The sequence below is a fragment of the Pseudomonas sp. H1_D05 genome (genome assembly GCF_054682705.1).
The window spans coordinates 4988146-5009337 of record NZ_CP162825.1; the positions used below are offsets into that span (position 1 = coordinate 4988146).

At 59.5% G+C, this 21192-nt stretch carries 16 protein-coding genes and 1 pseudogene; 9 read left to right on the top strand and 8 right to left on the bottom strand.

What is annotated here, in order from left to right; all coding sequences use genetic code 11:
* Positions 1-971 precede the first annotated feature (971 nt).
* Entirely contained in the window at positions 972-3317 is a 2346-nt protein-coding gene (gene pvdQ / locus AB4O11_RS22535; protein ID WP_460128619.1) for a bifunctional acylase PvdQ, read from the top strand.
* A 58-nt stretch (positions 3318-3375) separates the two neighbouring features.
* Here the strand turns inward: pvdQ and AB4O11_RS22540 are convergent.
* A pseudogene (locus AB4O11_RS22540) lies at positions 3376-4374 on the bottom strand (FecR family protein); the annotation flags it as partial.
* Between the two features lie 152 nt (positions 4375-4526).
* Between AB4O11_RS22540 and AB4O11_RS22545 the strand changes: the two are divergent.
* Complete coding sequence (locus AB4O11_RS22545; protein WP_093432877.1) at positions 4527-4796, top strand: PepSY domain-containing protein; 270 nt, start codon at positions 4527-4529, stop codon at positions 4794-4796.
* A gap of 73 nt (positions 4797-4869) precedes the next feature.
* Here AB4O11_RS22545 and AB4O11_RS22550 read toward each other — a convergent pair whose 3' ends face one another.
* Positions 4870-9735 carry a dermonecrotic toxin domain-containing protein gene (locus AB4O11_RS22550; protein ID WP_460128621.1) on the bottom strand — a complete coding sequence of 1622 codons (4866 nt, stop codon included), beginning with the start codon at positions 9733-9735 and terminating at the stop codon, positions 4870-4872.
* 228 nt (positions 9736-9963) lie between these two features.
* On the opposite strand from AB4O11_RS22550, the gene AB4O11_RS22555 reads away from it, so the two are divergent.
* Complete coding sequence (locus tag AB4O11_RS22555) at positions 9964-11004, top strand: Ldh family oxidoreductase (RefSeq protein ID WP_186625567.1); 1041 nt, start codon at positions 9964-9966, stop codon at positions 11002-11004.
* Positions 11005-11203: 199 nt separating this feature from the next.
* On the opposite strand, the gene AB4O11_RS22560 is transcribed toward AB4O11_RS22555, so the two are convergent.
* Entirely contained in the window at positions 11204-11521 is a 318-nt protein-coding gene (locus AB4O11_RS22560; protein ID WP_007917413.1) for an ElaB/YgaM/YqjD family protein, read from the bottom strand.
* A 154-nt stretch (positions 11522-11675) separates the two neighbouring features.
* Here AB4O11_RS22560 and AB4O11_RS22565 point away from each other — a divergent pair, with 154 nt between their 5' ends.
* On the top strand, positions 11676-11930 hold the full coding sequence (locus tag AB4O11_RS22565; protein WP_007917411.1) for a hypothetical protein: 255 nt from the start codon (positions 11676-11678) through the stop codon (positions 11928-11930).
* A gap of 4 nt (positions 11931-11934) precedes the next feature.
* On the opposite strand, the gene AB4O11_RS22570 is transcribed toward AB4O11_RS22565, so the two are convergent.
* The gene (locus AB4O11_RS22570) at positions 11935-12843 is read right to left on the bottom strand and encodes a LysR family transcriptional regulator (protein ID WP_093432866.1); all 909 of its coding nucleotides are present in this window, start codon (positions 12841-12843) and stop codon (positions 11935-11937) included.
* A gap of 84 nt (positions 12844-12927) precedes the next feature.
* Here AB4O11_RS22570 and AB4O11_RS22575 point away from each other — a divergent pair, with 84 nt between their 5' ends.
* Entirely contained in the window at positions 12928-13851 is a 924-nt protein-coding gene (locus AB4O11_RS22575; protein WP_460090816.1) for a carbon-nitrogen hydrolase family protein, read from the top strand.
* A gap of 126 nt (positions 13852-13977) precedes the next feature.
* Here the strand turns inward: AB4O11_RS22575 and AB4O11_RS22580 are convergent, their stop codons facing one another.
* From AB4O11_RS22580 to AB4O11_RS22595, 4 genes are all read right to left on the bottom strand, one after another.
* Complete coding sequence (locus tag AB4O11_RS22580; protein WP_460128623.1) at positions 13978-14529, bottom strand: GNAT family N-acetyltransferase; 552 nt, start codon at positions 14527-14529, stop codon at positions 13978-13980.
* A gap of 52 nt (positions 14530-14581) precedes the next feature.
* Positions 14582-15055, bottom strand: a complete 474-nt coding sequence (locus AB4O11_RS22585; RefSeq protein WP_093432857.1) for an LEA/WHy family protein — start codon at positions 15053-15055, stop codon at positions 14582-14584.
* A gap of 67 nt (positions 15056-15122) precedes the next feature.
* Positions 15123-16589 carry a nucleobase:cation symporter-2 family protein gene (locus AB4O11_RS22590; RefSeq protein ID WP_034156004.1) on the bottom strand — a complete coding sequence of 489 codons (1467 nt, stop codon included), beginning with the start codon at positions 16587-16589 and terminating at the stop codon, positions 15123-15125.
* Between the two features lie 215 nt (positions 16590-16804).
* The gene (locus AB4O11_RS22595) at positions 16805-17704 is read right to left on the bottom strand and encodes a LysR family transcriptional regulator (protein WP_116256224.1); all 900 of its coding nucleotides are present in this window, start codon (positions 17702-17704) and stop codon (positions 16805-16807) included.
* A gap of 99 nt (positions 17705-17803) precedes the next feature.
* On the opposite strand from AB4O11_RS22595, the gene AB4O11_RS22600 reads away from it, so the two are divergent.
* The 4 genes from AB4O11_RS22600 to AB4O11_RS22615 all read left to right on the top strand — a co-directional run bounded on the left by AB4O11_RS22600 (position 17804) and on the right by AB4O11_RS22615 (position 21171).
* Positions 17804-18895 carry a polyamine ABC transporter substrate-binding protein gene (locus AB4O11_RS22600; RefSeq protein ID WP_099759070.1) on the top strand — a complete coding sequence of 364 codons (1092 nt, stop codon included), beginning with the start codon at positions 17804-17806 and terminating at the stop codon, positions 18893-18895.
* A 16-nt stretch (positions 18896-18911) separates the two neighbouring features.
* Positions 18912-19871 (top strand): agmatinase, encoded by a 960-nt coding sequence (gene speB, locus AB4O11_RS22605; RefSeq protein ID WP_460128627.1) that lies wholly within the window; start codon positions 18912-18914, stop codon positions 19869-19871.
* Between the two features lie 189 nt (positions 19872-20060).
* The gene (locus AB4O11_RS22610; protein WP_460128629.1) at positions 20061-20777 is read left to right on the top strand and encodes a helix-turn-helix transcriptional regulator; all 717 of its coding nucleotides are present in this window, start codon (positions 20061-20063) and stop codon (positions 20775-20777) included.
* 52 nt (positions 20778-20829) lie between these two features.
* Positions 20830-21171, top strand: coding sequence for a nuclear transport factor 2 family protein (locus AB4O11_RS22615; protein ID WP_460128631.1), 342 nt, complete (start codon positions 20830-20832; stop codon positions 21169-21171).
* Positions 21172-21192: the final 21 nt, after the last annotated feature.

A 21192-nucleotide genomic window follows, 5' to 3' on the forward strand; every position in this document is an offset into this window, starting at 1 on the left:
GATCCGGGCGCAGCGCCTACGGTTTGCTTCGCTGCACCTCCTCTCGCTGTGTTTGGCTTCGCCAAACGGTCGCTGCGCTCCCACCCCCGGATCAATCCCTCCACTCAGCCTGCCGAAGGGGCCAGCACGGCAAGATCAAGAGCTGCAGCCGAGCTAACGCTCATCCTGTGGAGTGGTGAGGGGCGGGGGGGGTGGGTTTGGTCACCTCGATCAGTTCCCTCTCCTTCCGGGAGAGGGCCAGTGAGGGGTTTTTGATCTGCTTCTGGATTTGCGTTCGGCTCGGTATTACACGTCGGCGTAGCTCTGGCAATCACCTCGGTCAGTTCCCTCTCCCTCCGGGAGAGGGCCGAGTGAGGGGCTTTTGATCTGCTTCTGAATTTGCGTTCGGCTCCGCATTACACGTCGGCGTAGCTCTTGCAATCACCTCGGTCAGTTCCCTCTCCCTCCGGGAGAGGGCCGAGTGAGGGGCTTTTGATCTGCGTCTGAATTTCAGTTCAGCTCGGTATTTCACGTCGGCGTAGCTCTGGCAGTCACCTCGGTCAGTTCCTTCTCCCCCCCCCCCCCCCCCCCGGGAGAGGGCCGAGGTTGAGGGGCTTTTGATCTGCTTCTGGATTTGCGTTCGGCTTGGTATTTCACGTCGGCGTAGCTCTGGCAGTCACCTCGGTCAGTTCCCTCTCCCTCTGGGAGAGGGCCAGGGTGGGGGCTTTTGATCTGCTTCTGAATTTGCGTTCGGCTCGGTATTTCACGTCGGCGTAATTCTGGCAGTCACCTCGGTCAGTTCCTTCTCCCTCCGGGAGAGGGCTAGGGTGAGGGGCTTTTGATTCTGCTTCGGGGATTGCGTGGAGAGCCTAAATTTTTTCCTCTGACTTCGTTTCTTGGACAGGCTCATTGCGCGTGGACGCGTGGGTGTTTCCAGAGCGGATCCGTGCCAGCGCCGGGTTCGCTCTTTGGCATGTCGATCAGGAGCGAGCGTGATAATTTCCAGACAGTTAACGGGACTGACCTTGGCCGGCGTGGCTTTCGGGCTGAGTTGTTTGGCCTATGCGTTCAGTCCGACCACGGATGTCAGTGCCGATATTCGCCGTACCGCTTTTGGTGTGCCGCATATTCGTGCGCAGGACGAGCGCGGGCTTGGTTTCGGCATCGGGTATGCCTATGCGCAGGACAACCTCTGTCTGCTGGCCAATGAGATCGTGACGGTCAATGGTCAACGTTCACGCTACTTCGGCCCGGACCAGTTCACCGTCGAGCAGCGTGAAAACCGTGTCAGCGATGTGTTCTTTACCTGGCTCAACACGCCGGAAGCGGTCAAGGCGTTCTGGCAGGCGCAACCTGCGCAGGTGCGTGATCTGGTCGAAGGCTATGCCGCGGGCTATAACCGCTATCTGGGCGAGCGCCGTCAGCAAGGCTTGTCGCCACAGTGTCAGGGCGAGTGGGTGCGTGAAATTGCACCGCAAGATCTGGTGAAGCTGACCCGCCGTCTGCTGGTCGAGGGTGGCGTCGGGCAGTTCGCCGAGGCGCTGGCCGGGGCTACGCCGCCGCAGGCGAGCGCGGTGATCGAACACGATGTGCAGGCCTATCAGTTGGCCGATGCGCGTCAGCAACGCTTCGCTCTGGACCGTGGCAGTAACGCTGTCGCGGTGGGTAGCGAGCGCTCGTTCAACGGGCGTGGGATGCTGCTCGCCAACCCGCATTTCCCGTGGGTCGGTGGTATGCGCTTCTATCAAATGCATCTGACCATCCCCGGCAAGCTCGACGTCATGGGCGCTGCCTTGCCAGGCTTGCCGATGATCAATATCGGCTTCAATCAGCATCTGGCGTGGACGCACACGGTCGATTCGTCGAAACACTTCACCTTGTATCGTCTGCAACTCGATCCAAAGGATTCCACACGCTATATGCTCGATGGCCAATCCTTGCCGCTGAACAAGCAGACCGTGACCGTGCAGGTCAAACAGGCCGACGGCCAGGTGGTGCCGGTTTCGCGTGATGTCTACAGCTCGCAGTTTGGCCCGATCGTGCAGTGGCCGGGCAAGCTCGACTGGGATAATCAGTTCGCCTACAGCCTGCGCGATGCCAATATCGACAATGATCGCGTGCTGAACCAGTGGTACGCGATGAATCAGGCGTCCACGCTTCAGGAACTGCAGAATTCGGTACACAAGATTCAGGGCATTCCGTGGGTCAACACCCTGGCCGTGGATGACAAAGGCCAGACGCTGTACATGAACCTGTCAGTGGTGCCGAACGTCAATGCCGAGAAACTGGCCAAGTGCAGTGATCCGCGTATCGGCACGCAGATGATCGTGCTGAATGGCTCCAACAGCGCGTGCGCATGGGACATTGATCCGCAAGCGGCGCAGCAGGGTATTTATGCTTCCAGCCAATTGCCGCAACTGCTGCGCAAGGACTTCGTTCAGCACTCCAACGACTCGGCGTGGCTGGTCAACCCGGCGCAACCGCTGACCGGTTTCTCGCCGCTGATCAGTCAGGATGGCCAACCACTGGGCTTGCGCTCCCGGTTTGCTTTGGATCGCTTGAGCACGCTGAGTAAAAAAGGCCCGCTGGCAGTGAAGGATCTGCAGCAAATGGTGATGGACGATCAGGTGTACCTGGCGACTCAGGTGGTGCCGGATCTGTTGAAGTTCTGTGCTTCTGACCTCGGTGTCGATGCGCCAGCGCTGAAGCCGGTTTGCACCAGTCTCAAGGCATGGGATGGCCGCGCCAACCTTGATTCGGGTATGGGCCTGATGCATTTCCACAACATCATGCAGGCCTTGCAGGCTTCGCCGGATGTCTGGCGTGTCGCGTTCGATCCCAAAGATGCGCAACACACGCCGCGCGGTCTGGCGATCGAGCAGCCAACCGTGGCCAAGGCACTGCGTGAGGCCATGTTGGCATCGGTCGAGTCGAGCACAAAAATGGGCCTCAAGCCGCAGACCCGCTGGGGGGATATCCAGGTCGTCAGCAGCGGCGGGCAACAGACGCCAATTCACGGTGGGCCGGGCACGTTGGGCATCTACAACGCTATCCAGAGCGTGCCGCGTGAAGACGGCAAACTCGAAGTGGTCAGCGGCACCAGCTACCTGCAAGTCGTGACCTTCGACGAAAAGGGCCCGCACGCCCAAGGGCTGCTGGCGTTCTCGCTGTCGAGCGATCCAGCGTCGAAGTATTCGCGGGATCAGACCGAGGCGTTCTCGAAGAAACAGTGGAGTGTCCTGCCGTTTACCGAACAGCAGATTCAGGCTGACCCGCAGTATCAGGTGCAGACTGTGCGCCAGACTCTGGACAAAGCGGGGAAGGTCGCCGCTCAGTAATCCCGAGCGTCAATTGCGTTGAGCCAGAGGCCCGCATCCTGCAAGGGGTGCGGCCTTCAGCTTTTGGCGGTTGTTGCGGTATCGAGTTGATCACCGGGTTACCTTCCTTGTTACGGGTGAGGTAGACCGGCAGCGCCTTGGGCAGGCTGTTGGCGAGATTGTTCAGCTCTTTGATGTTGTAGATGCCACCCACGCGAATCGTACCGGTGCTGTTGTCCGCCAGCTCCAATGGATTGCTCAGATAGCGGTTGATCAGTGGCAGCGCTTCGCTCAACGCGAGGTTATCCAGCACCAGTTTGCCATTGCGCCAGGCCAGCGAGGTGTCACCAGGGTAAGTCTGGCTGATCTGGGGCATGTAATCGCCCTGTTTGTAGCGCGCCTGCATCGACGGGCCGAGGCGCAAACCATCGCCCGGCAACGAGCGATTGCTGGTGACCAGCACCGAACCTTCGATCAGGTTCACACGCACTTGGTCCTGATACATCCAGACATTGAAACGCGTCCCGGTGACGCGAATCTTGCCTTCGCCTGCGCGGACGACAAACGGGTGGGCCATGTCGTGGCTGACCGTAAAGAACGCTTCACCTTTTTTCAGGGTGACGCGGCGTTCGTCCTTGTAATTGCTGAAGGTCAGCTCAGTGTTCAGGTTCAGTTCGAGTTGGCTGCCGTCACTCAGCGTGACCTGGCGGACAGTATCGGTAGCGGCGAAATGCTGATAGCTGTTGGGCAGCCAGCCCAGATTCCAGCCGGTGTAAGCCGCCAGCGGCAGGGCGAGCGCACAGACGCCGGCCGCTACGGCGAGTTGACGCCACGAGCGCGGTGCCTGACGGGCCGGCATGACCGGAACGGATTGTGGGCGTGGCAAATGTTCGGCCACCTCCCAGACTTCCAGCATGGCCTCGTACTCGAATGCATGCAGGGGATGAGCGTCGTGCCATTGCTTGAATGCGCGACGTTCTTCGTCCGTGCAGTCATCGGCGTGCACCCGCATGCACCAATGCGCGGCGGCATCGGTGATCGCATCGTATTCGGCTTCCGAGAGAGTGTCTTGGGTCATTGACTCGTCCTGATTTCGCCCATTCTAACCTTGTCGGGAAGTGACCGAGAACAACCGTCATGGCATTTACCCATCAAAGTGGAACTTATTTTTCCCTCAGACACCCAAAAAGCAGGACGACCAAGACCACTATCCACAAATGGAGAAAACAAATGATCAAGAAGACATTCGCAGCGTTGATCGCCACGGCCGGTTTGCTCAGTGCTGGCGCAGCGTTGGCCGATCGCCCCGGCGCTGGCTGGGTCACCATCGAAAAAGCCATCGAGATCGTCAAGACCAAGGCCGGTTACGTCGAAGTCTATGAGATCGAAGCCGACAACGACGGCTACTGGAAAGGTGAAGGACGCAAGGCTGACGGCGTGGTTTACGAGTTCCGCATCGACGGCGCATCGGGCAATATCTTGCGCGACCAGAAGGATTGATCACGCGGTAAATACTCAGTGTGTTCCTGAAAAATGCGCCGGCCTCAGACCGGCGCATTTTTTTCTCCCGTGGTCACGGTGACGCTTGCACGGAATCCGCCTGGCTTGAAGTTGGCGCCGGCAACGGTATCGGCGCCGTTCGCGGATCCAGTTGTCTGCCCATTTCGCTGATGAGTAAGGCGATCGAGTCGGCGTTGGCCATCAGCACTTCGATGCGCGCTTCATCAGCGAGCGGATTGCGAAAGGCTTTACGTGCCTCTCCAAGGTTTCTGGTTTTGGTCAGACTGAGGACTTTTTTGTAGACATCGGCCTGCTCCGGCAACTTATCCAGATCTACCCACAGCCCTTGCTCATTCCTGGTCGCGAATAACTGTTCGGGCGCAGCGGAGCGTGACAAGGATTTACGATAACGTTCCAGACCCGTTTTGAGCTGTTGCCCGTCCGCGGTGGTGGTATCGATAAGGTCGGGGTAGGGACTCATCGCCTCTACGGAGACGAAATCTTCGCTATCGTTGATCAGGTGCGAAAGTTCGTGCAGCAGCGTGATCGCGCGAGCATGGGAATCAACATTGAACCTGGGTGGCAAAAAGGCGGTGTAGACATCCAGTTTCGGATTGAAAAAATGCTCGGTGAAGTGCACGACTTTTCGCCGGTCTTCCTTGAAGACAAAGGCAACCGTGTCATCGTCGTAGCGCGCATTGAGGCCAGCGAAAAAGCGCTCTGTGTAGAGCAAGTCATCCTTTGGGTCCGTCAGTTCGCGGCAAATCGGCAGGATCACCTTCTCGATTTTCTTCAGCAGCATCGGCGTGATCTGTCGCACGTCGAAAAAATCTCTGAGGACCGTTTCCACACGAGTGCCCCCGAGGTTGTCGCGATGTTCGACGAAGTTATACAGGCAATACAACGCGTAGTTTCTTGCCCGGGTAACCGCTTGCTGAATCACGAAGGCTCTGGCGGGGTATCGGCGGTTGATCTCTGCCATCCCTCGCGCCTGGATCAGCATCAGAATTGAACAGTGCTGCTCCACTTTGGTTTGCAGAGCCAGGGGCCTCCTCGATCGACAGCGATGCACGGCCTGACTGGCGCGGGCAAGCACCAGTCGTGAGTTTTTCTGTTCAAGCGCCGGCCCACGGCTCCCGTCTTTTCTGCGCAAGTACCAGGCTTTTTCGGCCTGGACCACCGGATATACCTTGCCGGCAATCGCTGCATATTTGTGCGTGCTGGATGAATCCCCGTAAACCAGTTTATTGCTATCAAGTGTGAGGCTGTCGAGTGCGGTGGTCGTTTCATAAGACTGCAAGTTCGCGCGCGAGGTGCTAACCGGTGGGACTTTTGACCAGCGAGCGGCGGTTTTTTCCGTGGTGTTCGCGCCGGTTTCGGCAACCTTTGCTCCAGTGGCCTGCGTCTCGGAGGCAAATTCAGCTGTTTGCGCCTCTGCCTCTGTTTCCCAGGACAGCCGACCCAGACTAAACAGGGATAACGCCCCGGCGATAAAGCCTTTCAGAGCGTTGGCCCAATGATGATCCTGAAGGTCTTCGGCGGACTCCTTGAAGTCGTTGTAGCTTTTCCAGAGAAAAAACAACGAGGCGATTTTCCCCGACAAGAGATGGGGAACCAGGCGCACACCGTGACTGAACAGAGACTTCGCGGTTTCCCAATCGGCTTGTGCGTTGATCTGCGGCTGGCACGCGAGCAGTTGCGGTAGAAGGCTGAGCGTGTCCTTGTGCAAATGCTCCAGCAGATTGCCGGTGATGGGCGTGCGGTGAAGTTTGATTTCACTGGTCTTGCCAATCGTCGTGTTCAGCAGATTCTTGAAGACGGCTTGTTGCCCGGAAGGCAGGCGCCGGATGATCAGGTCCTGAAAATGCCCCGGTGTATTCAAGGCCTCGATCAATTGCGCTTCGTCCTCGAATTCACGAAATACGAACCGCGAGTAGGGTGCGTAGAGCACGCGTGGCCCTGTATGTCCCGCCCCGGGGCCAATGACATAAAGTCCGAGGGCGTCGACGAAATCGCTACCGGGGGTCTTGATCAATGACAGCGGGCAAGCACTGGCGTGAGCGCCCTCTACGGTGGCGCGCGCTACCCCGTCGGGCATGTCCAGAACCTGGCAAACGTAGTCGAAACCGCTTTGCGACAACTGTTGTTGCAACTTCAAGGCGTGCGCGTGCTGCATCAACTGCCAGGGCAACTGACGAAGGAAACGTGCTTTGCTGGTGCGTGCAGGCTCAGTGTCGGATGAGAGCGCCTCGGTGACTTTCCGGGTGTAGGCGGTGGTGATGTCGAGGGATTGCAGCAGTTGCTGAACCGCAGACTGATTGAGCGTTGCTGGCAAAGCGCTGGCGATGGTCGAGGCGACCTTGAACCCGGTGTCCTGCACGATGTTGTAGTGATGCAAGGCAAAATCGAGCAGGTTGCAGGGCGGGCCTGCCAGCGTGAGATTCGGGGTGATCTGGATCTGCTTTGGTTTGAGATCGGTGCCAGGGAATCGGGCGTCGAGCAGTGTTTTCAGCGTCTGCTCCACATGGCTGGCTAACGCGGGGACGTCGTGGAGAAAATCCTTGCCATCGATAACGCTGCGCCGCACTTCATCCAGCAGTGCCAGTTGTGTGCGTTGTTCCGTTACCGGCGCCATGCGTAACCAGTCAGGGAAATCCTGCTGGCGGACGAAAGCCTGGGCCAGGTCGATGGCCCGGCGCAAGTTGGTATCGATGGCGGTGTTTGTTATTCGAGTAAGGAAACTGGCGAGTACATCCTTGTCCGTGATGCAAACGCGTAACGCCTCACAATGGGCCAGGAAGTGTTCAATGGCCGATTGCATGCGATCGTTCAACACGTTGCCTTCAATCAACTGGAACGGGCCCAGTGTGTATTGTTGATCCAGTTGATAGTGCGCCGTTGACAGATTTTCCAGCAGTGTCTGAGACTGGTTATTGTCGTCCAGGCGCTGTTGCAGTTGCTTCTGCGCGATGGCGATGTCGTCGAACGATTCCAGACCCATGGCCGGCGTCCACAGGATCGCACGCCCGGAATGCTCGACGTCCATGCCTCCGCGCTCGGTCAACAGTACGCAATGCGCAAGCGACAGTGCATCGGCTTTGCCTGCGCAGGTAACGCTGAGCGACCAGGCATCCGGCCGGAAGCCATTGAGCGACTGACGATCCCTGCGTTTGGCGTGTTTTGCATCGAACACGGCGTCGACAATCTTTCGTTCGGCCGTCAGCCAGGAACCGCTGAGATTCCTTATGTGTGCCTCAGCGCGCACGCCATCCTCAAAGGCCTGTGCCAGTTTCCATCGAATACCTTCGAGAAACACGCGTTGTTCGGCGTTGCTGGTGGTCGGCTGATCCTTGAAGTGACTGCCAAGATTCTCCTCGGCGCGTTCAAGCTGTATCGCCAGTTGCCTGGCCTTGTCGGTCTGCACCCGTGACGACAGCGGTGCACTGGAAAACAACGGTCGGGTACTCCAGCGCTCGTTGACGTCGAGCTTGAGCAGACGCTCATGAATCATCGAACGGATATCCAGCGCTTTGTCGAAAAGCGCATGGATGTCGGTTGTGCGTTCACTCTGGCGGAAGAGCTGCAAGACGAATTCAATGTTTTGCCGTTGTTTGGTGAGGATCGCTTCAAACAGCGTGCTGATGATGTCGCCGCCGATGTTTTCCCCGGACACTTGCGCGTGGGCAAATCCCAGATAGCGATTGCGCTCCTCCAGGTTCATCAGTCCGTACAGCTCGTCTTCATGGCCGGCGGCATTGAGTTTGGCGGTCAGCGTCTGTTTGAGATCGGCGTAGTTGATGAGGACTTGCAAGCCTTGGGTAGGGGTGTAGAGATAAGCCTTGTCATGGTTGATCATCAGCGACCCGGCCAGTTCGATGTAGGCGGTGTCCTCGCGCAAGCACACGGTTTCGAAGTTGGGCCGCCGGGACGCCACATTCGGTTCGCGGATCACGCTGTGCAGGGCGTCGAATTCAGTGGCAGACAGGATTTCCGCTTCGCGCTTGAGCATCAGATCTGCACGCATTTGATCCTTTAACGCCTGGCTGAAGTACGTGCGCCTGGGCGAGCCATCGAATGCAGCGGCATTCCAGTAGGCCTCCAGCTGTCGAAACAGCAGCATGGTCAGTCGTCCCGATGCGGACTTGATCGCATCGGCCCAGGCGGTCTGGTCAGCCGCCTGGCTTGCGCGGGCCGGGTGGGAAAATTCCGCTGTCTGGCCGCGCGGCCAGCCCTGACGGCGAAAGTGCAGCAGCAGCGCTTCACTCAATGACAGCGAACTGACCCATTGCCTCATCTCCGCGTGCAACGGGGCGCTGTCGAGGTAAAAACCGACGCGGGTGCGCGACTGCGGCAAATCGGCAAAATGCGGCTCGAGCAGTTCGTCGAGAATGTTCTCCAGCAAGCTGGCGAACGACGGCAGACGTTTCAGCTCATCCAGCACATCGCGGGCGCAGGTGTCCTGAGACTGGCTGATCGCCGTTTTTTGATCGTCAAACACATCACCTTCGATGGTTTCGCGGGTGAGGGTGATGCCGCGTTTCTCTACCAGTTCCTTGCGCAGCAAGACACTGAGAAAGGCCAACAGATCATCGGTTTCTTCAGCGTTATCGAGGCGTGTTTGCAGCGCGTCCATCAGCGTCTGGTAATCGCTGTATTTTTTCAGACCGTCGTAAGGTGTGTACAAAAACACGCCATGGTCATCCGGCCCGGTGCCGAGAATAAAACTGCCGGGCAGGGGGATGGCGAGTTGCTTGTCGGCGTTTAGCAGAATGCGTTCGGCCAGCATGGGTGGGGTTTGTTCGCTGCGCAGGGCGTGGGTCGCCAGTTGCACATGCGCGAGCCAGCTGAAATCTTTGCTGTTGAGGCCGTGGGTCGGACCCAGGCTGGCATGCCGGCCCGGGGATTTGAGTATCTCGGGGAATAGCAGGAGGCTGGACATCATTGGAACTCTGAACGGGGCGCCGTGGGCGGGGAGTTCAAGAGTAGGTACGCAGGTCGCTGTGCAGGCGGTACATAGTTACCGCACACGTCGAGTTGAAATGTGCCATGAGCCAATGCCCGTCATCGCCAATACAAGGGTTGACAGCCGACAGCTGTGGCATGGTTAATCGGCGGGCAAGTCGTCCGTACGCTGTTGTTCCCTCCAATAATCATTCTGGAGCTTCAGATGTCTGCGCCACACGATCATGTGTCCTCTGCTGTCTCGTCCTCGTTGTCTCTTGAAGCGCTGACGCAACTGCTTGAAACGATTTTTCTGCGCCACGGCACTTCCGCCGAAGTCGCCCGAGTGCTGGCCGCCAACTGCGCCGGCGCCGAGCGCGATGGTGCCCACAGCCATGGCGTGTTCCGCATACCCGGGTATGTCTCGACCCTGAACAGCGGCTGGGTCAACGGCCACGCGGTGCCGCAAGTCGAAGATGTCGCTTCCGGTTTTGTGCGTGTCGATGCCGGCAACGGTTTCGCCCAACCGGCACTGGCCGCCGCCCGGTCGTTGCTGGTGGAGAAGGCGCGTAGCGCCGGGATTGCCGTGTTGGCGATTCGCAACTCGCATCACTTCGCCGCGCTGTGGCCGGACGTCGAGCCATTTGCCGACGAGGGGCTGGTAGCACTGAGCGTGGTCAACAGCATGACCTGCGTGGTGCCGCACGGCGCCGACCGGCCGCTGTTCGGCACCAATCCGATTGCGTTCGCCGCGCCACGGGCCGGCGCCGCGCCAATTGTCTTCGACCTGGCCACCAGCGCAATCGCCCATGGCGACGTGCAGATCGCTGCGCGCAAAGGCGAGCGGTTGCCCGCCGGAATGGGCGTGGACAGCCTCGGTCAGCCGACTCAGGATCCCAAGGCGATTCTCGAGGGCGGGGCGTTGCTGCCGTTTGGTGGGCATAAAGGTTCGGCGCTGTCGATGATGGTTGAGCTGCTGGCGGCCGCATTAACCGGAGGGAATTTTTCTTTCGAGTTCGATTGGGCCAATCATCCCGGGGCGAAGACGCCGTGGACCGGGCAATTGTTGATCGTCATCGACCCGAGCAAAGCCGCCGGGCAGAGTTTTGCAGAGCGCAGTGGTGAGCTGGTGCGGCAGATGCACAGTGTCGGCCTCAAGCGGTTGCCGGGCGATCGCAGGCATTGGCAGCGCAGCAAGTCGCTGGCTGAGGGCATCGTGCTGGATGCGCAGACGCTGGCGCAGTTGCGTGAGCTGGCGGGGGCGTGATCAAAGATCAAAAGCCCCTCACCCTAGCGCTCTCCCCGAGGGAGAGGGGACTGACCGCGGTGAATGGGGGAGGTGCGCTGACGTGAAAGATCGAGTTGAGCTCAGGTTCTGAAAGCCCGGAACTGGTGCAAAGCCGGTAAAAACACGCAGGCATAAAAAAGGCGAACCCAGTGGGTTCGCCTTTTTTGTGTGCCTTGACTCAGCGACGGCCGAGCAGCAAGCCAACCACCAGACCGAAACCGGCGGAGATCGCCACGGTCTGCCACGGATGACCGCCGATGTAGCTTTCGGTGGCATCAACCGCCGGTTTGGTGCGATCACGTACGCTCGACACCGAATCCAGCGCCTGTTGCAGTTTCAAGGCGATTTGTCCGCGCAGCGTTTCCGCTTCCTCGCCGACCAGTGAGGCGCTGCTCTTGAGCAGTTTGTCGGACTCTTGGATCAGAGCCTGAAGTTCGCTGAAGGCCTGATCCTTGATTTGATCTTCGGCGGCTTGCACGGCGGATTTGCGGGCCATTGGGTGACTCCTTGCAGTTGAATGGACAGTGATCAATGGAGTGTGGTGCTTGCTGAAAAGTTGCACTGAATTTAGGTCAGAAATAAAAACCTGCGCGGGAGATTTCCGTCGAGCGTGTAAGATGTCGCCATTTTACGCAGCAGGATAATTCCCCATGAGTTTCAATCTGGCCGACAAATCACTCGCAGAGCGCGCTGCGCTGGAAGACGAGAAATCCCGTCTGTTCGAACTCTGGCAAAACAATCTGGGCAAAGCCAAAGGCGAAGCCGCGCGTTTGTTCGGCGAGCGCGGCAAGCGCAAAGGCAAATGGGCCGAGTGGGTCCGCGCAGAACTGGACGGCATGTCGCCGCCGGAGTTCGCCAACATGGTGCGCAGTGAAGTCAATCGCTTGATGGCCGCGAACAAGTAACGCTTCAGGTGAACGTCGCGGCAATCGCTTCGCGGACTTTGACTACCACCGGATCGATCTGCGTGGTGGTACGCCAGCCCAGTTCGATCGGATAACGCGGCAGTTTCAGCGGGCAGGGCAGCAGCGCCAGGCCGCTAAGCTCAGCAATACTTTCGGCGGCATGCGTCGGAATCGTCGCCACCGCCCGACTGCCCTTGAGCAAATACGGCAGCGCGGCGAAATGCGTGGTCGACGCGCACACCCGTCGAGTCAGGCCCAGCGTCGCCAAGCCCTCATCGGTGATCCCGATAAAGCCGCCGGACGACACCAGGATGTGCTCGCGTTCGACAAACTCCTCAAGATCGATCTGCTGCTGACCGGGCGCAAGGCTCGCCGGATCGACCAGACATGCATAACCGCCTTCGCCCAACACCTGACGGCTGAGCAAGCGCTCGGCAAAGCCTCCGGCGGTAATCGCCAGATCGATGCTGCGCTCCATCAGCGCGCGGGCGACGATCTGGCTATGGGTCTGACGAAAGATCAGGCGCAACTTCGGAGCGCTGCGGGCAATTTCCTCGATCAGGCGGCGACCGTAGGCAATTTCGAAATCATCCGACAGTCCTACGGTGACCGAGCGGCCGTCGTACTGGTTAGCCGCCGGGTCGACCATCGCCAGGCTTTGCCGGCACTTGTTCAGCGCTTCGCTGACCACCGGTTTCAATTGATTGGCCTTGAGCGTTGGCGCCAGGCCGCGCCCGGTACGCACGAACAATTGATCGCCGTAGACCTCGCGCAAGCGGCGCAGCGCCGCACTGACCGCCGATTGTGTCACCCCCAGTCGCAATGCTGCGCGGCTGGCGCTGGACTCTTCATGCAGGGCTTCCAAGACTTTCAGCAGGTTGAGGTCGACCGTGGCGATATTCATTTGGCTCATATCATTCAGCAGTGAATGGGGCTTTATTCATGATCGCGTGGCGCCGCAGAATCGGCAACCACTGAACCTGATGGAGTTATCGCGATGGCCAAATCAATTGTTGCTGCGCTGCAAATCGGCGCTTTGCCCGAAGGCAAAAGCGCGACCCTGGAGCAGATTCTGAGTTGGGAGGGCGCGATCATCGAGGCTGGCGCGACACTGGTGGTGATGCCGGAAGCGCTGTTGGGTGGTTATCCGAAAGGCGAGGGCTTCGGCACGCAATTGGGTTATCGCCTGCCCGAGGGGCGCGAAGCCTATGCCCGATATTTTGCCAATGCGATCGATGTGCCGGGTGCCGAAACGCAAGCGCTGGCCGGTCTGTCGGCGCGCACCGGGGCCAACCTGGTGATCGGCGTGATTGAACGGGCTGGCAGCACGTTGTATTGCACGGCGCTGTATTTCGATCCGCAGGCCGGGCTTGTCGGCAAACACCGCAAACTGATGCCCACCGGCACCGAACGGCTGATCTGGGGCAAGGGCGACGGCTCGACCTTGCCCGTGTTCGACAGTCAGGTTGGCAAGCTCGGCGCGGTGGTGTGCTGGGAAAACATGATGCCTCTCCTACGCACGGCGATGTACGCCAAAGGCATCGAAGTCTGGTGCGCGCCGACCGTCGACGAACGCGAGATGTGGCAGGTCAGCATGCGCCACATCGCTCATGAAGGCCGTTGCTTTGTGGTCAGCGCCTGTCAGGTGCAGGCGTCACCGAATGAACTGGGCATGGAGATTGCCAACTGGCCGGCGGATCGCCCGTTGATTGCCGGGGGGAGCGTGATTGTCGGGCCGATGGGCGACGTGCTGGCCGGGCCGTTGCGGGGCGAGGCGGGGTTGCTAACGGCGCAAATTGACACCGATGAACTGGTGCGGGCGCGGTATGACTACGATGTGGTCGGGCACTACGCGCGGCCGGATGTGTTTGAGTTGAGTGTGGATGAGCGCGCCAAACCGGGCGTGCGATTCAACACATAACCCCAGTCTTATTGAGAACCTGTGGGAGCGAGCTTGCTCGCGAATGCGTCATCACATTCAACATTTTGGTTGACGGATATTCCGCTTTCGCGAGCAAGCTCGCTCCCACAGGAGTTAGTTACAAGCTTAAGTTTTGTGTTGTTGCAGCCATTCTTCCCGGGAAATTTCCCAGATTTCTCGTGGAAAACGCCCACCGACGAAATCATCTTCATCGGTCCGGATCAAGCGCATCCCGGCGCGCTCCGAGAGTCTGCGCGAGCCGGTATTCGGCGCCGCTTTCGGCACGCGCATCAGCGGGCGTTGAAGTACGTTGAACCAGTAATCGGTCACCGCTGCGCTCGCTTCAGTCATAAAGCCCTGACCTTGCCACGCCGGTGTCAGCCAGAATCCACGGTGGTTGTCAGTTTGATCCATCAGGCTGATGTTGCCGATCAACTGTTCGGGCGCGGACTTGCGGCGAATCGACCAGTGCCATTCCTTGCCCGCCGCCACGGCCGACAAGGCAACATCGCGCAAATAGGTGAGGGCGCCGTCTTCGGGATACGGCCATGGCACCGCCGCGTTCAGATAACGCACCACATCCCAGTGGGGAAACAGTTGCTGCACGGCGTCGGCATCGGCCAGTTGCAACGGGTGCAGGATCAGTCGTTCGGTGTACAGCGTCGGTGTGTCTTCCATAAACCTGCAGCCTCCCTGAATGTCTTTGGGAAAAAAGCAGGCTAACGCATTTTTACCAGGTCGCGGCAGTGGCCTTGGGCAGGCTGAGCTTGCCGCTGTCGACAAAGCGCATGGTGCCAAACAGACCGCCGGCAAGCTTGCCGCGCAGCACATAGGGCAGATTGTCGAGGGTTTGCGTCTGGCTCAGGCCCAAGGTCTGGCGCAGTACCGAGAACGCCGAGATGCTGACCGGAACGCTGACAATGGTTTCGGAGAAGCGTGGGATCGAACCGCTCTGATCGCTGACACCCGAGGCCAGTGAATGACCGTTGACCTCCAGATCCAGCGCGATGCCGTTGTAGTCGATGGCCGTCTCATTGGGGTTCTGTACGCGAATCTTGATGGCGAAGCGCACTTCCAGATCCTGGCTCGGCAACGGTTCGAGGCCGACTACGTTGATGTTCACCGGATCACGGTTGGGGAATAGCGCACAGGCGCTGAGGGACAGCAGAAGCAGTGACAGAATGACGGCTTGAAAACGGCGCATAAACGGTCTCTCAACAAAAAAGGGCTGAACCGTCGCCGGCTCAGCCCTTTCTATTGAAGGCCAGACGTTAGCGGTTCAACTGTGCGACAGCCGCCGCTGGGGCAGGTTCACCTTTGGCCGGCATATCCGGATTTTCCATGACCTGAAGAATAGAAGCTTCCGGGTCGAAATCGTCTTCTTCCAGCTCAATGAATTCTTCCGGCAGGAAGATGTTCAGCACGATAGCGCACAACGCGCCGACAGTGATCGGTGATTCGAAGATGTTGCGCAGCGCTTGCGGCAGTTCGCGCAACACTTCCGGCACCGCCGCGATACCCAGGCCCATGCCCAGCGAAATGGCCACGATCAGCATGTTGCGCCGATGCAGACCGGCTTCGGCGAGGATCTTGATCCCGGCCACCGCCACAGTGCCGAACATCACCAGTTCGGCGCCGCCGAGTACCGGTTTCGGCATCAGTTGCAACACCGCGCCGATCATCGGGAACAGCCCCAGCAGCACCAGCAGACCGGCAATGAAGAAGGCCACGTAACGGCTGGCCACGCCGGTGAGCTGAATCACGCCGTTGTTCTGCGCGAAGGTCACCATTGGCATGCTGTTGAACACGGCGGCCATGGCCGAGTTGAGGCCGTCGGCGAGCAGGCCGGACTTGATCCGCCGGATGTACAGCGGGCCTTTGACCGGTTGCCGGGAAATCATCGAGTTGGCGGTCAGGTCACCCGCGGCCTCCAGCGGCGACACGAGGAAAATCACCGCCACTGGCACGAACGCCACCCAGTCGAAGTTGAAACCGTACTTGAACGGCACTGGCACGCTGACCAGCGGCACCTCTGGCATCGAGGCGAAATCCACGGTACCCATCAGCCATGCGACTACGTAGCCAAGGGTCAGGCCGATAACGATCGCGCCCAAGCGCAGAAACGGCACATCAACGCGGTTCAACACAACGATGGTGCCTATCACCAGCGCCGCCAGAAACACATGGCTGGCTGCGCCCAGATCCGGCGCGCCGAAACCGCCGGCAATGTCGGTCATCGCCACTTTGATCAACGACAGCCCCATCAGCGTGATGATGGTGCCGGTGACCACCGGGGTAATCAGCATGCGCAGTTTGCCGATGAACTGGCTCAGCACCACCTCAATGAACGCGGCAAAAAAGCACACGCCGAAGATCGTCGAGAGGATTTCATCGGTGCCGCCACCGCGCGCCTTGACCATGAACCCGGCGCTGAGAATCACGCTGATAAAGGAAAAACTGGTGCCTTGCAGACACAACAACCCCGAACCGACCGGGCCGAAACGCTTGGCTTGCACAAAGGTGCCAAGCCCGGAAACGAACAGCGCCATGCTGATCAGGTAGGGAATTTCACTTTGCAGACCGAGGGCGCCGCCCATGATCAGGGTCGGGGTGATGATGCCGACGAAGCTGGCCAGCACGTGTTGCAGCGCGGCAAACACTGTGGCGGTCAGGTGCGGACGATCGTTGAGGCCGTAAATCAGGTCGTTGTTGCGCGGGGCTTTTTCAGAGGCGGTCATGGTGTTTTGCGCGCCGCGAGGCGGGGCCGGGTCAGAAAATGGAGGCGCAGAATGCCGGAAGAGGGCGGTAAGGGCAACGAGCAATAACTGCCTGAAAGGTCAGGTTTTATGGGTCGCTACGGCAAACGCCCGTGTAGGAGCTGTCGAGTGAAACGAGGCTGCGATCTTTTAAGATCAAAAGATCGTCCGATCGCGGCCCGAGCCTGCGGCAGCTCCTACACGAGATTGAATGCGCCCAGTAAATCCTCTTCAAAAGCTTTTTGCGCATCCCCCGGCACCTGCGCCCGATGCCGGGCCAGATGAAAGTCGACTTCGAAACTCAACTCGCCCTCACGGATCGGCTTCAGTAGGCCCTTCGCTTGCCAGCTCCGCGCATAGTGATCCGGCAGATACCCCACGTGTTTACCCGACAAAATGAAGGTCAGCGTGCCTTCAACCTGCTCCGAGCGCGCCGAGCAGACCTTGCCCTGAAACGGCTCGTCACTGCGAAAAAACCGATAGGGGTGATCGACCCGGTCGCAGGCCTGCAACGCGGCATCGCTGGGTGCGTCATCAGTGAACAAGGGATGGCCGGCAGCGCAGTACAAATGCTGGGTTTCGCTGAACAACTGGCGATAGTCGAAGGCACTTTGCACCTGCGAAAAATAGCCGATCGCCAAGTCCAACCGCTGTTGCAACAGCAGCCGCTCCATCTCGCCAGGCATGGCGCTGATCAGTTCGATGCGCACCGACTCATCACGCTCGCGAAAACGCCGGATCGCCGCCGCCACCCGCTGCAGCACCGATTGATCCACCGACTCGGAAATCCCCAGGCGCACTTCACCGATCAAGCGCCCGGCGACGCCGTTGGATTGATGGCGGAACGTTTCAATCGATTCAAACAGCGTGCGCACCGCGATCAGTAACTGCTCGCCCTTGGGCGTGACACTGAAACCGCCCTTGCCACGGCTGCACAGACGATAGCCGAGGCGAGTTTCGAGTTTAGCCATTTGCTGGCTGATGCTCGACTGGCTCAGGCCCAGATCACCCTGGGCTGCACTGAAACCACCGCACTCGACCACCCGCACAAACAGGCGCAACAGTTGCAAGTCCACGTCGTGGAGTTGACCCAACATCACATTACTCCTGGATAAAGTCAGGATAATTATTAGACAATTTTTCTAATGTATCCGACGGCGCATCCTGCAACCACTTCCTCTGGTCAGGTGTTCGTCATGGCTCCCGTGTTCAAGCTGTGTTTCCCCGCGCTTTTATTGTCGGTGGCTGTTCAGGCTCAGGCCGAGGACAAGACACTCAATCTCTACAGCTGGGCCGATTACGTGCCACCGCAAACCCTGCAACGGTTTGAGCAGGAGACTGGCATTCATGTGCGTTACGACACCTTCGATACTTCCGAGGTGCTGGAAACCAAGTTGCTCACCGGCGGCAGTGGTTACGACGTGGTGGTGCCGTCGTCCAGCGTTCTGGCGCGGGGACTCGCGGCCGGCGCGTTGAAGGAAATCCCTCATGAGGGCCTCAAGGGCTACGCCAATCTTGATCCGGATTTGCTGGAGAAAATGGCCGCTGTCGACCCCGGCAATCGCTATGGCGTGCCGTACACCTGGGGCACGCTGGGTCTGGGCATGAACGTCGAGGCCGTGAAGCAGCGGCTGCCTGATGTGCCGCTGAACAGCCTCGATCTGCTGTTCAAACCGGAGAACGCCAGCAAGCTCAAGGACTGCGGTATCGCGATCCTCGATTCGCCGCAGGAAGTTATCGGTCTGGCCCTGCATTACTTGGGCAAGGATCCCTACAGCACCGACAAAAACGACCTGGCCGCCGCCGAGGCGTTGTTGCAGAAACTCCAGCCGTCGGTGCTCTATGTCGCCAGCGGCCGGCAGATCAATGACCTGGCCAGCGGTAACGTGTGTCTCGCGCTGACCTACAACGGCGACGCGAGCATGGCCGCTGATCAGGCGCACAAGGCCAATAAACCGTACGAAGTGGCCTACCGCATTCCCAAGGAAGGCACGCTGGTGTGGCAGGACAATCTGGCCATCCCCAAAGACGCGCCGCACCCCGAAGCCGCGCGGGCGTTCATCGAGTTCATGCTGCGCCCCGATTCCGTGGCCGAACTGACCAACACACTGTTTTTTGCCACCGCCAACCAGGCCGCCACGCCGTTGGTGGATGAGGCCGTGCGTAACGATCCCGACATCTATCCGCCGAGCGAAGTTCGCGCGCGGCTGTATGCCGATCGCAGCATGAGCCTCAAGGACATGCGCCAGCGCACGCGCTTGTGGACCACTTTCCGTAGTCATCAATAACAACAGGAGCCCCACGATGGATGTGCCCATGCAAAATGATCAGGCCATGACCCGCGACAGCCTCTACGGCACCGCCGCCGAAAGTACTTACGCCGGCATTACCAGTTTCATGCGTCGGCGCTACAGCCGTGACTTGCGCGGTGTCGATGTCGCGGTCAGCGGCGTGCCGTTCGACACCGCCACCAGCAACCGTCCCGGCGCCCGCTTCGGACCACGCGGAATTCGCGCCGCTTCCACCGGGATTGCCTGGGAACGCCACTGGCCGTGGACGGTTGACCCGTTCGATCATCTGGCGGTCATCGATTATGGCGACTGCGATTTCGATTTCGGCGCGCCACACAGCATTCCGCAAAGCATCGAAGCTCACGCCGAGCACATTCTGACCGCTGGCAGCGCGATGCTGACGTTTGGCGGTGACCACTTCATCAGCTACCCGCTGCTCAAGGCCCACGCGCGCAAACATGGGACGTTGTCGCTGATTCACTTCGATGCGCACAGCGACACTTGGCCGGACGAAGAGGGCAAGCGGGTCGATCATGGCACCATGTTCTGGCACGCCGCTCGGGAAGGGCTGGTGGATCCGGCAAGCTCGGTGCAGATCGGCTTGCGCACGACCAATGACGATCACATGGGGTTTCAGGTACTCGATGCGCGGCAGGTGCATCGGCGTGGTTGCGACGCCATTGTCGAAGCGATCCGCGCGCGGGTTGGCGATAACCCGGTGTACCTGACGTTCGATATTGATTGCCTCGATCCGGCGTTTGCACCGGGCACCGGCACGCCGGTGTGCGGCGGCTTGAGCACCGCGCAAGCGCTGGAGATTCTTGGCGGTTTACGCGGCATCAATCTGGTCGGGATGGACGTAGTGGAAGTCGCCCCGGCTTACGATCACGCCGACGTCACCTCACTGGCCGCTGCCACACTGGCGATGGAAATGCTCTGCCTCTACGCCGCCCGCCACAAGGTTGATATTTAACCCGCACACGATAACCCCTGTGGGAGCGAGCCTGCTCGCGAAGGCGTCAGCTCAACCAACATCTTTGTTGACTGACCCGCCGCTTTCGCGAGCAGGCTCGTTGCCACATTTTCAGCCAAGGCTCCTGCCAGTTTCTGACACCAGCCTATGCTAAGCTCGAACATCTTTGCCCTCCAGAGCCTGCCCAACGTGTCGCGTACCACTCGTCTTTTGACTTTGCTGCAAGTGCTGCGCGGCAAGAAGCGCCCGGTGACGGCGGCGACCCTGGCTGCCGAGCTGGAAGTGTCCGAGCGCACGCTTTATCGCGATATCGCGGAACTGACCGCCCTCGGCGCGCCGATCCATGGCGAAGCGGGGATCGGTTATGTGTTGCGCAGCGGCTTGTTTCTGCCGCCGCTGATGCTCAATGCCGACGAAACCGAAGCCATCGTCCTCGGTTTGCGTTACGTCGATCAGCGCGGTGACGAAGTCCTCGGCAAAGCCGCAGCGGATGCGCTGGCGAAAATTGCCGCCGTGCTCGATCCGCAGGCCCAGGAAGCGCTGCGCAATCCTACCGTGATGGCGGGCCCGCCGGGTTATGGTTTTCCGCAAAACACCGTGCCGTTGAACGTGTTTCGCCATGCCATCCGCGACCAGGCCAAACTGCACATCGATTACGCCGACGCGCAACAGGTGGCCAGCCAGCGGTTGATCTGGCCCTTGGCGCTGGGCTTCCTCAATGAGGTGCGAATCATCGTTGCGTGGTGCGAATTGCGCAGCGCCTATCGTACGTTTCGTACCGACCGCATCAGCGCGGCCAGCCGCCAGGGCGAGGGTTATCCGGGACGGCGCAGCGATCTGTTGCGCACATGGCGCGAGCAGATGCAACTGGATGAAAGCGGACGTTTCACTCCTGACAAAAACTGACGCAACGCTGTTTTAGGATGGGCGCAGAACCAAACAAAAAGGAGCTGCAACCATGTCTCATCCCGTCTCTGCACTGGCCCCGGCGATTGCTGCGTATATCGATGCGGCCAACGCACGCGATACTTCCAGGGTCGGCAGTTTTTTTGCCGAGGATGCCAACGTGTTCGACGAGGGCCAACATCAGGTCGGCCCGCAAGCCATCGCGCAATGGATGCACGACACCGGGCAGCGCTATCAGCCACGGGTCGAAGTGCTGGACGTGCAGCAGCGCACCGGCAAAGTGCTGGTAAACGGGCTGATTTCCGGAACCTTCCCCGGCAGCCCGGCGCAGCTGCGCTACACGTTTCGCTTGAACGAGCAGGGGAAAATCGCCCGACTGGATATTTCCCTGTAACCATCGTGGCATACTGCCGCG